10 protein-coding genes are annotated in these 11,710 nt (G+C 60.8%); 3 read left to right on the top strand and 7 right to left on the bottom strand.

The window, feature by feature from the left end; all coding sequences use genetic code 11:
- Positions 1-30: 30 nt before the first annotated feature.
- Genes PSUM_RS13950 through rpoE form a run of 3 tightly spaced genes read right to left on the bottom strand, consistent with a single transcriptional unit; the run spans position 31 to position 2,199 of the window.
- Entirely contained in the window at positions 31-990 is a 960-nt protein-coding gene (locus PSUM_RS13950) for a MucB/RseB C-terminal domain-containing protein (protein WP_083348388.1), read from the bottom strand.
- Between the two features lie 8 nt (positions 991-998).
- A complete protein-coding gene (locus PSUM_RS13945) occupies positions 999-1,586 on the bottom strand; it encodes a sigma-E factor negative regulatory protein (protein ID WP_033044142.1) in 588 nt (195 codons plus the stop codon).
- 31 nt (positions 1,587-1,617) lie between these two features.
- A complete protein-coding gene (rpoE, locus tag PSUM_RS13940) occupies positions 1,618-2,199 on the bottom strand; it encodes an RNA polymerase sigma factor RpoE/AlgU (RefSeq protein WP_003172477.1) in 582 nt (193 codons plus the stop codon).
- 556 nt (positions 2,200-2,755) lie between these two features.
- On the opposite strand from rpoE, the gene nadB reads away from it, so the two are divergent.
- On the top strand, positions 2,756-4,372 hold the full coding sequence (gene nadB, locus PSUM_RS13935; RefSeq protein WP_020797798.1) for an L-aspartate oxidase: 1,617 nt from the start codon (positions 2,756-2,758) through the stop codon (positions 4,370-4,372).
- Here the strand turns inward: nadB and PSUM_RS13930 are convergent.
- Both PSUM_RS13930 and PSUM_RS13925 read right to left on the bottom strand, forming a co-directional pair.
- Positions 4,341-4,793, bottom strand: a complete 453-nt coding sequence (locus PSUM_RS13930) for a protein YgfX (RefSeq protein WP_042955419.1) — start codon at positions 4,791-4,793, stop codon at positions 4,341-4,343. The genes nadB and PSUM_RS13930 overlap by 32 nt on opposite strands.
- Positions 4,777-5,031 carry an FAD assembly factor SdhE gene (locus PSUM_RS13925; RefSeq protein WP_020797795.1) on the bottom strand — a complete coding sequence of 85 codons (255 nt, stop codon included), beginning with the start codon at positions 5,029-5,031 and terminating at the stop codon, positions 4,777-4,779. Before PSUM_RS13925 ends, PSUM_RS13930 begins: the two co-directional genes overlap by 17 nt.
- 149 nt (positions 5,032-5,180) lie before the next feature.
- Here PSUM_RS13925 and ygfZ point away from each other — a divergent pair, with 149 nt between their 5' ends.
- Positions 5,181-6,122 carry a CAF17-like 4Fe-4S cluster assembly/insertion protein YgfZ gene (gene ygfZ, locus PSUM_RS13920; protein WP_020797794.1) on the top strand — a complete coding sequence of 314 codons (942 nt, stop codon included), beginning with the start codon at positions 5,181-5,183 and terminating at the stop codon, positions 6,120-6,122.
- A 35-nt stretch (positions 6,123-6,157) separates the two neighbouring features.
- Positions 6,158-6,979, top strand: coding sequence for an HDOD domain-containing protein (locus PSUM_RS13915; protein WP_083348387.1), 822 nt, complete (start codon positions 6,158-6,160; stop codon positions 6,977-6,979).
- 146 nt (positions 6,980-7,125) lie between these two features.
- On the opposite strand, the gene PSUM_RS13910 is transcribed toward PSUM_RS13915, so the two are convergent.
- Both PSUM_RS13910 and PSUM_RS13905 read right to left on the bottom strand, forming a co-directional pair.
- Positions 7,126-10,470 (bottom strand): ImcF-related family protein, encoded by a 3,345-nt coding sequence (locus PSUM_RS13910; RefSeq protein ID WP_093935777.1) that lies wholly within the window; start codon positions 10,468-10,470, stop codon positions 7,126-7,128.
- Entirely contained in the window at positions 10,471-11,634 is a 1,164-nt protein-coding gene (locus tag PSUM_RS13905; RefSeq protein WP_331717101.1) for a hypothetical protein, read from the bottom strand.
- Between the last annotated feature and the right edge of the window lie 76 nt (positions 11,635-11,710).

Here is an 11,710-nt window from a genome sequence, read left to right as displayed (position 1 = left end):
GAAATGCTCACGAAACATTTCGATTTCACGTCACTGCTGGGTTGCAGTAGCGTCGGTGCGCATGGATAACGCAATCCGTTCTGCAGTGCCTATGGGGATCTCGCCCACCACTGTCACAACCATCTCGCCTTGAGGCGTACTCAAACGCCGGGAAACGGCAACGGTTGGCCCCAGTTGAGTGCGTGTATCGGCAGCCCCGGACCCACTCAAAGGCTCAAGGAACACTGAAAACCGCGCCAGACCATCGTCATACATCAAGCTGCTGACCTGAGCCTTGGTCTCGGGATCCTTGCGGACCGTACTGCTGGTCAGCTCAAAACCAGGCGGCAACCAGTCCGAATGCCAGACCCGTGCATCCTTGACCGCCGAAGCCTTGTCGCTAACGAGCTTCACCGCCTTGCAATCCGCGCCTGGCTGCAGGTCACTGTCGGTCGGGACCGCGACGGGATCGAGTCGAGTAAACTGGAAGCGCTCCAGCAGCCGTCCCTTGTCATCGAGCAACAATGACTTGAGAGGCAGGCCGGTTTGTTGATCAAGATGCAGTTCAAAACCGTAGCGGTGCTGGTCACGCGGCGTCAGCGAAACAATCACTGCCGGGCGACCGGCCACGCGCGACTTGCCGATGACAGCAAGGTCATACCAATTCTTGAGCTTCTGTGGATCGAGTGCACGAGCAGCGGAGCTGGAAGTATCTCCCAGCCCTGCCATCAGGTTGCCGCTGACGCATTGAGTCTTTCCATCAACGCGCACGACTTCCTGGGCGGACCCGTCGAGCTGGACCAAACGCTCGCGGACCTGGCCATCCTGGACACGGTGCCAGATATTGTGGGTAGAGAAACTACCGTTACGCTCGTAGACGAAAGTACCTTGAAAGCTTTGCTGCTGCTCGGCTTGGCCCAGACGGGTCAACCAGTCTTGAGCCTGATCGGCGTGGGCTGGAACAACGAACCAGCCACTGAGCAATAGCGTAAGTAGAGGTATGGCGCGCATGATCCTCCTTATCGGTTTTCCAGGCTTGCTGCACGAGCGTAAGGCAGAGCGCTCTCAGTACCTTTCAGTGCAGCCTGTTGAGCATGTTGGCGCAAGTAGCCTGGCAGACGCTGATCGTTCAAGCCTGGTTGACCTTGCAATACGCCATTGGCCATGGGGCCAGTGGCTTCCGAATTCTCATTGTAGCCTGCCAGAACAGCCGGGCCCTTGACTTGTGGAACAGCCAGGCCAGGTTGAGTGGATTGCTGCGCCAGTTCAACGCCAGCGATCTCGTCCTGATTGTACAGACGAACACCTGCCAGTACCGCCAGTGTCACCGAAGCGGCAACGGCCAGGCGACCCAGGCTGCGCCATGGACCACGAGTGGCTTTTGCCGGTACGGCTTCATCAGCCAATGCAGCAGAAACAGCCGCGGCAATATCCAGGCGTGGCAGCAGGAGATCCTTGTGCATCACCGCCCGAGCGATCTGATAACGAGCCCAGGTTTCACGGGTTTCAACATCGTCGCAGGCATTCAATACCCGACGCAATTCCAATTCGTCCGCTTCGTTATCCATCACTGCGGACAGCGATTCCTGCAGGGCTTCACGACTCATGGCGTTCCTCTCTTGGCTGTCGCCGCTGTCTTTAGTTTTCCTGCAACAACGGCTGCAGGGCTTTATCGATGGCCTCCCGGGCGCGGAAAATCCGGGAGCGCACGGTACCCACCGGACACTGCATGACACTCGCAATGTCCTCGTAACTCAGACCATCGAATTCGCGTAAAGTTAACGCCGTACGCAAATCTTCTGGCAGTTGCTGAATGGTTCGATGGACAGTGCCTTCGATCTCATCCCGCAGCAAAGCCCGTTCTGGCGACTCGAGATCCTTCAGGCCATGATCGCCATCGTAGAACTCTGCATCCTCGGAACTGACATCGCTATCCGGCGGCCGACGGCCGCGTGAAACCAGATAGTTCTTCGCCGTGTTGATGGCGATGCGGTAAAGCCACGTATAAAACGCGCTGTCTCCGCGAAAATTACCAAGTGCGCGATAGGCCTTGATAAAGGCTTCCTGCGCTACATCCTGGGCTTCATGGGTGTCGTGCACGAAACGCACGATCAACCCGAGAATTTTGTGCTGGTATTTCAGCACTAGCAGATCGAATGCGCGCTTGTCGCCGCGTTGAACGCGTTCGACCAGCTGCTGATCCTCTTCCTGGGTTAGCATGAACACTCCTCGATAAGCTCGGAGGAGGCTTGCATTACTAAACGACCGGGCTTGCAAACATAGACTCGGGCTTTTCGCAAAAGTTCTCCCCCTCCAGGCAAGTTTCCTGCGGGCTCTGATTCGGCACGCACGAAAAGCGCAGCGCGAGATTCCCCGGCTGCGCGAATAATCTTGTCATCGGCTTGACCGGCAAGGACCCAACCGCGATCCAGCGATGAAACCGACACTGTCCCTTGATTCAGGCAACCGACTATTGATCTTGGGCCTTTGGCAAAAGTTCAAATATTTATAGCTTGGCAGAACCGACATTGTGCAACCCTGGAGCGAAAAAGAGTGTTAAATCCACGATACAGTTCGCTTGTAGCCGAACCGGTGGAAAAAACATCCGACGAAGCGTCACCAGTTTACCGTCACAGTAGTTTCACAATGCCATATCGGCTCGGCTATTGTGCCGCGCCCCCCCTCTATATACTAGTGGGCTGTGCGGCTGCCGGGCATGCCTGTCTAGATGTCTGGCGCCTACCCCGACCCGGGTCGCTTTGAGCGGAATCCTGAAATGAGCCAACAGTTTCAACACGATGTCCTGGTAATTGGCAGCGGTGCTGCCGGCTTGAGCCTTGCGCTGACCTTGCCGGGTCATTTGCGCATCGCCGTATTGAGCAAAGGCGACCTCGCCAATGGCTCGACGTTCTGGGCCCAGGGAGGGGTCGCCGCCGTCCTGGATGACACCGACACCGTCGAATCCCACGTCGATGACACCCTTAACGCCGGCGGCGGGTTGTGTCATGAAGACGCCGTGCGCTTCACCGTCGAGCACAGCAGAGAGGCCATTCAATGGCTGATCGACCAGGGCGTACCGTTCACCCGCGACGAACAGTCCGGCACTGAAGACGGTGGATTCGAGTTCCACCTGACCCGTGAAGGCGGTCATAGCCATCGCCGCATCATCCATGCAGCCGACGCCACCGGCGCAGCGATTTTTCGAACGCTGCTCACCCAAGCCCAACAACGGCCCAACATCGAGTTGCTGGAGCAACGAGTCGCGGTCGACCTGATTACCGAAAAGCGCCTGGGCCTGGAAGGTGATCGTTGCCTGGGAGCCTACGTGCTCAATCGCGGCACGGGGGAAGTCGACACCTACGGCGCCCGCTTCGTGATCCTTGCCACCGGCGGCGCAGCCAAGGTCTACCTTTATACCAGCAACCCCGATGGTGCCTGCGGTGATGGCATCGCCATGGCCTGGCGTTCGGGCTGCCGGGTGGCGAACCTGGAATTCAACCAGTTCCACCCTACCTGCCTGTATCACCCGCAAGCCAAGAGTTTCCTGATCACCGAAGCCTTGCGCGGAGAAGGTGCACACCTGAAGCTGCCCAATGGCGAACGCTTCATGCAGCGCTTCGACCCCCGAGCCGAACTGGCGCCGCGGGACATCGTCGCCCGGGCCATCGACCATGAGATGAAGCGACTGGGTATCGACTGCGTGTACCTGGACATCAGCCACAAGTCCGAAGCGTTCATCAAGTCGCACTTCCCGACGATGTACGAACGCTGCCTCGAATTTTCCATCGACATCACCAAACAGCCGATTCCGGTGGTTCCGGCGGCGCACTATACCTGTGGTGGCGTCATGGTCGATCAACACGGCCGCACCGATGTGCCAGGGCTGTACGCGATTGGCGAAACCAGCTTCACCGGCCTGCACGGTGCCAACCGCATGGCCAGCAACTCCTTGCTGGAGTGCTTCGTCTACGCCCGCTCGGCAGCGACTGACATCCTGGAACAGTTGCCGCAGGTGTCGGCTCCCGCTGCCCTGCCGGTCTGGGACGCGAGCCAGGTGACCGATTCCGATGAAGACGTGATCATTGCGCACAACTGGGATGAGTTGCGGCGATTCATGTGGGACTACGTCGGCATCGTGCGCACCAACAAGCGCCTGCAACGGGCCCAGCACCGCGTGCGCTTGCTGCTTGACGAAATCGATGAGTTCTACAGCAACTACAAGGTCAGCCGGGACTTGATCGAGTTGCGCAACCTGGCCCAGGTGGCCGAGTTGATGATTCGCTCAGCGATGGAGCGCAAGGAGAGTCGCGGCCTGCATTACACCCTCGATTATCCGAAGATGCTGCCGGTTGCCCTGGACACTATCCTGGTGCCGTCCACCTACGCCGAGTGAACTTGAGCCGCACCCGCAGGCGTCGGTGCACATCCGCCGCCTGCGAATCCCGGGGCACGCAAACAGTCCTGGTGCGCCGCTCACCCCGCAGGCGAAAACGCAGCACCACCGCCAATGGCAATGCCAGGCTGTCCGGGCGCAATTGCACCGACTGCCATCCCCGCGCCTGATTCCATAACTGCCATCCATCGCCATCGCGCCGCAAACCGCAAAATGCTTGCGGGCGCGTCAACAGGATCTGACGCGGCAATACCCAAAAACCATGCAGCAGGCAGCAAAAAACGCCGGGCAGAGTGGCCCAGAGTGGCATGGCGAGAAGAAACAGCGAACCCAACGCGAACAGCTGGGCCACAAGATACGCCGCCAGCAACTGCCGCGAGGCGTGCCAGCGGCATTCGAACCCGTTACTTGGGCTGGACACGGTCCAGGATCATGCGAACCATGCGCTGAAGCTCCGGATCTTCCGATTCGGCGCGTTCCATGAACCAGCCAAACATGTCCTGATCTTCGCATTCGAGCAGCCTGACGTAGCAGGCGCGATCAACATCGTTGAGGTGCGGATAAACCTCTTTCACAAATGGCACCAGCAGCACGTCAAGCTCAAGCATGCCGCGGCGGCTGTGCCAGTAGAGGCGATTCAGTTCAACATCTTCGACCATGGAGCGCTCCTCAAATAGGCCGCAAGTATACAGCGCCGCGCCTCATCGAACAGTCGGCTTTGGTCGGGCACGGACGATCCTTTGTGAACTACCCATTTCAAGGGCAGCCCCTTATCATGTCCGCCAGACTCTTTACCCTGCGATGACCCATGGCCGATTCTGCTTTTTTCTGCACGCTGTCTCATGAAGGTGTCCTGGCGGTCCGCGGCGCGGACGCCGGCAAGTTCCTGCAAGGCCAACTGACCTGCAACCTCAATTACCTGAGCGACACCCGAGCCAGCCTTGGCGCGCGTTGCACGCAGAAAGGCCGGATGCAGTCGAGCTTCCGCATCCTGCTTGAAGGGGACGGCGTACTCCTGGCGATGGCCAGCGGATTACTCGAACCGCAATTGGCGGACCTGAAAAAATACGCGGTGTTTTCCAAGTCCAAGTTGACCGATGAAAGCGCTGCCTGGGTTCGCTTCGGCGTCGAGCTAGGCGATGAGGCCTTGAAAAGCCTCGGCCTTGAACTGCCGGAAGACACCGACAGCGTCGTGCGTAATGACCGCTTGATCGCCATTCGCGTCTCGCCCGAACGCGCCGAGCTGTGGGTGGCGGCCGATCAAGCCGATGACATCAAGGGCAAACTGTCCGCCCAACTTAGCGAAGGGGAGCTCAATCAATGGCTTCTGGGCCAGGTTCGGGCCGGGATCGGCCAAGTGATGCCAAGCACCCGTGAGCTGTTCATTCCGCAGATGCTCAATCTGCAAGCCGTCGGCGGCGTGAGTTTCAAGAAAGGCTGCTATACCGGCCAGGAAATCGTCGCGCGCATGCAATACCTGGGCAAACTCAAGCGCCGCCTGTATCGCCTGCAACTGGTTGCCGACGAACTACCGGAGCCCGGCACCCAACTGTTTGCCCCCAGTCACGGCAGCTCGATCGGTGAAGTGGTGCTGGCCGCCAATGCTGCCGGTCACATCGAACTGCTGGCCGTGTTGCAAGCGGAAGCAGCCGAAGGCGGCGACATTCATCTGGGCGCCCTCGACGGCCCGGCCCTGCACTTGCTCGACCTGCCGTACGAACTGGACCGCGATCGCGAAATCCAGCGTTAAGCGCAGTACTTTTTTGCAACACCTAGAGAAGCGTAATGAGTGAGCTGGCGGAAAAGGTCCAACAGGATTTGGTTGAGGCCATCGATAACGATGACCTGGTTCTGCCAACGTTACCGGAAGTGGCTTTGCAGATTCGAAAGGCCGCCGAAGATCCGGAAATCAGTATCAGTAGCCTGAGCAAAGTGATTGGCCGCGATGCCGCGCTGTCGGCACGCCTGATCAAGGTGGTCAATAGCCCACTGCTGCGCGCGGCGCAGGAAGTCACCGATTTGCACACGGCGATTACGCGCCTGGGCATCAACTACAGCAGCAACCTGGCCATCGGCCTGGTCATGGAACAGATTTTCCATGCCCGCTCCGAGGTAGTGGAACAGAAAATGCGCGATGTCTGGCGCAAAAGCCTGGAAATCGCCGGCGTCAGCTACGCGCTGTGCCGCCACTACACCCAGCTCAAGCCCGATAAGGCGGCCCTTGGCGGGCTGGTGCACCAGATCGGTATATTGCCGATCCTGACCTACGCCGAGGATCACTATGAACTGTTGTCCGATCCGGTCAGCCTCAATCATGTGATTGACCGCATACACCCATTGCTCGGCGACAAGCTGCTGCGCGTTTGGGAGTTTCCGGAACCACTGGTGCAGGTGCCGCAGCTTTACCTGGACTTCAAGCGACAGTCCGCGCAGATCGATTATGTCGACCTGGTTCAGGTGGCCAGCCTGTACTGCTTCAAAGACACCGAGCATCCGATCTCGCGAATCGACCCCTTCAGCGTACCGGCCTTCGTCAAGCTGGGGATCGATCCGGACGACAAGGCGATGTGCGCCGATCTGGAAGAAACGCGGTTGATGTTTTATTGATCGAACACCGCCCGCTCCTACAGGGTTCTCAAATAACCTTGTAGGAGCAAGCATGCTCCGGGCGGCGTTCCGACGATGGTCGTCAACGATAACGCTGGAAACCTGACACGCCCCCGCCCCCACAAACTATCGCCTACTCTGCAGAATCACAGCTGGGCCTTTTCACCCTTGCCCAAAAAAATCTGCGTCGGCAACTTAAAGCCACGCAACTTCAGCAACGCCAACGGCCCCGCCCCCAGTTCGGTGCGTAAATACCAGGTCAGGCCAATCCCATCCGGCGCCTTGAGCACCACACGAAAACGGCTGTCGCCGTCGTCCAGCGGCGTGACCTGGGCTTGTTCCAGCAGGCGGATCAGGCCCCAGGTGCCCGCGTAGTCGCCGAACAGCCGTTCGTTGGCCTGCACGCTGGTCCAGGTCAGGCTCGCGCCGGGGTATTGGCTGCGACCCGGCCAGTTGAAGCGCTGCCAGCTTTCCTTCTGGTTGAAGTACTCGTGTTTTTCGCCATTGAGGGTGAAGGTGGTTTGCACCACGTCGCGCACCGGTTTGCCTTGCAACTCGAAGCTCAGGCCCATGCCGCCGTCGGTAAACAGCACGTCGGCCAGGTGGCTGAGCTGGTTGATCGCCGTGAGAAACTGCGGATTGAAACGCAGGCCCTGGCTGTGCTGGGCGTCGGCCACCCAGCGGCTGCCCTCCTTGCGCAGCAAGCCGCCCAGTTCGCGCTGCAGGAATTGCTCAAGGCGGCCGGAGTCGGCGCGGATCATCTGCCCGAGCATCGGCAGCGAGGCGTCGCTGGCGGTGACCGCGAAGGGGTAGCGCCCGGTGAACGCTTCGTGCCATTCGCTGACGATCGCCCGTTGCCACTGGCGGTTGAGGCTGCTGGCCGAGGGTTGCAGGACCCGCTGCCAGGCCTGCTCCAGTGGCTGCACGAACAGGGTCTGGCCGATACCGCCCCACTCCGCCCCGAGGCTGGCGGCGAGCTGGCTGCCGTAGGCGCGGGTGTCGGTGAGGTCGATGCTTTTGCCCTGGAACACCGTCTGCGCCAGGGTCTGGGTCATGTCCTGCGGGTCGGCGGCGTGGTTCACCTGTTGCAGGGTCAGGCGGGTGCGCGTGACCTGGTTGAGGAAGGCTTGCAGGCTCAGGCGCTCGTTATCGCTCTGGCCTTCGGGGGTCTTGCCGAGCAGGGCCAGCAGCGGACCGAAGGTGGCGTCCAAGGGGCCTTTGGGCCCCTGCTGCGCCTGCTCGATCAACGGCGCCGGCGCCTGGGCGATCAGCTTTTGTGCCGAGTTGATCAGCGAGTCGGCCAACGCCTGGCTGCGGGTGCCGGCCTGGCCCTGGTAGGCCAGGGTGTTCATCAGCGCGATCAGCGGCGACTGGCGCACGTCGCTCATCAGGGTCAACTGGTCGACCACCTCGCCCAGGCTGTTGGCCGGCTGCCAGCGCAGGCGATTGAGGAACTTCAGCCAGGCGCTGGCGTAGTCCTGGAAGTAGCGCCGGGTCAGGCGTTCGCGCAGCATGTCCGGGGTCAACTCGGCGGCGATGTCGCCCGGCCGGTCGCTGAGCACCCAGTCGATTTCCTCACGCCGCGCCTCGGCGACGGCCTCGATCGCCGGGCGCACCTGGCCCTCCCAGGCCTGGCGGGTAAACACCCCCGGCACGCTGGCCGGGCTGACGAACAACGCTCGCGCCTCGGTGTCGCCGACCATCTGCGCCAGATTTAACGCCGGGTAATGATTGGCCGAGGCGTCGAGCACCTGGCGGTACAGGCTGGCTTCGGCATTGCGCTGACCCAACTGGCCGAGCAGCAGCTGGCGCACCTGGGCCACCAGCTGCGGATCGGTGGCGATGCGCCAGTCCGGGTGCGCCGCCAACTGCTCGCCATAGAACTGCCAGAGCAGCGGCGACAGACCGTGCCACAGCCCCGGCGAAACCCCGTCGGCGCTCGGCTCGAGCGAGCCCATCACTTTGACCAGAAAACTCGCATCGGCTTTTTCCGGCCGCGCCAGCATCAGGTAAGCCTTGAGTTGTTCGTAGGCCTGGGGCGCGCGCTTGAGGCGTTCGGGGCTGTCGGCGGGCAACTGGATCAGGGCAGTGAGTTGTTGTTGCAGGCTGGCCACCGCCGGGTCGCGCAACAGGCGCTGGTTGGCCTCGACGTAGGCGGGCCAGAGCAGTTGCAGGAGTTCTGTGTTCTTGTTCAGGCCGAAGCGCTGGTACCAGGGCGTGCCGTGGGTGGCGCGGTAATCCAGGCGGCCGAGTTCGCGGATCAGCTCGTTGAGGGCGAGGAATTGTTCGTCACGGGTGGATGAGTGTTGCAAGGTCGCCAGGGAGGTTTGCACCTGGGCGATGTGTACGCGGTTGCTGGCGAAGGACAGCAGCAGGCCGGCGCCCCATGCCAGAGTCAGGGCGAGCATCAGGGTTTGCGCGATGCGGGTCGCGGGCCAGCCGAGGCGACGCGGGCGCGATTTTTGATCGCCGAGCACGCCGTGCCACACCGGCGCTACCGACCAGAAATGATCGCGGTCATGGGGATCCGCCGCCACCGCCGGTAATGGCAGACTGAACCACAGCCCGTGCAACGGCACGCCCCCGGCAAACTCACCGAGCAACGGTGCCAGCGCCTGCCGCCAGCGGGGAATGCCCTCGACTTGCAAATCACGGGACAGGCGCAGCAAAAAGTCATGCGGTATCTGTCCGCGCATCTGCTCCAGACCCTCCTGACGCAAGGGCTCGAGCAATTGATTCAGGCGGCTCTCCAACTCCACCGCGGTGAAGTCGGCGGGCAACGCGCAACCCACCGCCTGCGTCTGCCGCATGGACTGGTCCCATTGAGTGTCGCAGACCTGCCACACGTGCAGCGGCAACTGCCAATGCAGCGTCCGCGCCAGATCGCGCAGGCGCCGCACGCTGTCGCCCAGCGTTGCGGCGTCGGTGGATTGTGGCTTATTCAACGCCCAGACCACGCCATCGAGGGCGCGCCAGCGGCTCAAGCCCTGCCATTGGCTGAACAGGGTTGGCGACTGTACGCTGCCACCATGGAGCAGCACGGTGTCCTGCCCATGCAGGAACTGTCGGGTGGTCAGTCCGGGGGCGATGGCTTCGATCTGCTCGGGTTCGCCGACGACCAGGAGCAGGCGGACTTTGAAGCGCCAGAAGGGGCCGTAGTATTTATTAAGATACACCTGAGCCACGCTAACTTGATGGGTGCTCGGGGCTTTCGGACTCTCCGAACGCGTTCGCTTGGGCACATCATCCGCAGCCTCTGCGCGATGCACCGAGTATCCCAGACGGCACCACAAAAGGCGGTAGGCTCCCAGGCCTATCAGCGCGATAAAAGTGAGCGCTGGTATCGCCAACAACCAAGTGTTTTGTCGGTCACTGCCAGAACCCATTCCTAGCCACTGAGGAAAATACCAGACCAGAATTTCGAGGAGCACTCCGGTCAGGATCAATAGGCCGCCCCGTAAATCCGGCCTTGGAGAGCGTCGAGACTGCATTCAAGATTCCTTCGTTGAAAGCGGCAGGACGGGCACCAGCACCGTACTCCACAGCCCCGCGTCGACGGCGCTGTCACCACTGAAAATGAATTGCGGCCCAGCACTGCGCTGAATGGCCTGTGTCGCGGCTGCGATTGCCAGCCATGGTGAAGTGGTACCGGGGTGTCCCAACAACGCATCCAGGTCGATCAAGCCTTGGTTGTGCTTGACCGGCATCGGCACTTCAGCCAGAACGGTGCTTATTGCCGTCTGGTATTGCGCAGCAGTTCCCGCCCGCCAGATCTGCTCAATCGACTGGGCATCCAGTGGCACCCAATCCAGCGCTTGGCGAGTGGCATACATCAATGCCTCAGGAGTGGGCGCTCGCGCCTGCTCCGGCCGGTGAAGGTAGGCGATTGGCGGTAAAGTGGTTTGCGTCAATCGGTTGCCCAGCAGTAGCCCTACGGCCGCTTCTACCTTGCCTTCAGGCTGTAGCAGAGCAAACTGCAATGCCACCACCAGCAGTAGCGCCTGATCATCAATGCGCTGATCGAGCCACTGGTCCAATGCAACTAACCCTTGCCCCTCCACGGGCACCGCTGACTGTCGGATTCCGGAGGCGTTCCACGCCCGTTGCCATGCCGGACGCCACTGTCCCGGCGACAGTCCGCTCTCAACCTCCAGCAACAATGCCAACGGCTTTTCGTCCGGAAGATGTGTCAGCGTTTGCGCCAGTTCAGCGAGAACCTGACTGAAGATACCGAGCAGTACCTTTTCCAAATCCTCATGCTTTGCGCCAGATAAGCGGCTATGACGCACGACGGCTTCATCCAACCGGGTTGGTTGCGACGTCAGTACCTCTATCCTGCTCAGCAAGCCATCGAGTTGTATGGCCCCCTCTTCACCCGGACTTCGCAGGGCAGTGAACAGGCTCGTGCTTAACACCTGCTGGGAGCGCCGACCTCGGCGCATTTTGCGGCGCAGATCTTCATCGCGGGCCGCGTCCCAGCCCTCGGCTGCGCCGTATTGACCGTTGTATAAGAGCAGCCGACCGAACAGCAGTACGCACCAAAGGAGAAGCGGTAAGCCCAATGCTCGCTGCCAGCCATCAATGGATTGCGTATGCAACGGTTCACCGCTGAACAATAAGGACTCCCCCACGCCCAACAACAGAAGCAGTGGCAACAAACATGCCCAGAACCCGATACGAGGGGGCGCGGGACGTGGGGCCGGAGGAGAGATTTTATCCAGTCTGATAGGC

This window comes from Pseudomonas umsongensis (assembly GCF_002236105.1).
GTDB lineage: Bacteria > Pseudomonadota > Gammaproteobacteria > Pseudomonadales > Pseudomonadaceae > Aquipseudomonas > Aquipseudomonas umsongensis.
Note: the sequence above shows the minus strand (reverse complement) of the source record. Positions and strands in the feature narration are given on the sequence as shown.

Coding starts and splice junctions, on each gene's coding strand:
- PSUM_RS13950 (WP_083348388.1), bottom strand. CDS start 990: ATGCGCGCCATACCTCTACTTACGCTATTGCTCAGTGGCTGGTTCGTT.
- PSUM_RS13945 (WP_033044142.1), bottom strand. CDS start 1,586: ATGAGTCGTGAAGCCCTGCAGGAATCGCTGTCCGCAGTGATGGATAAC.
- rpoE (WP_003172477.1), bottom strand. CDS start 2,199: ATGCTAACCCAGGAAGAGGATCAGCAGCTGGTCGAACGCGTTCAACGC.
- nadB (WP_020797798.1), top strand. CDS start 2,756: ATGAGCCAACAGTTTCAACACGATGTCCTGGTAATTGGCAGCGGTGCT.
- PSUM_RS13925 (WP_020797795.1), bottom strand. CDS start 5,031: ATGGTCGAAGATGTTGAACTGAATCGCCTCTACTGGCACAGCCGCCGC.
- ygfZ (WP_020797794.1), top strand. CDS start 5,181: ATGGCCGATTCTGCTTTTTTCTGCACGCTGTCTCATGAAGGTGTCCTG.
- PSUM_RS13915 (WP_083348387.1), top strand. CDS start 6,158: ATGAGTGAGCTGGCGGAAAAGGTCCAACAGGATTTGGTTGAGGCCATC.
- PSUM_RS13910 (WP_093935777.1), bottom strand. CDS start 10,470: ATGCAGTCTCGACGCTCTCCAAGGCCGGATTTACGGGGCGGCCTATTG.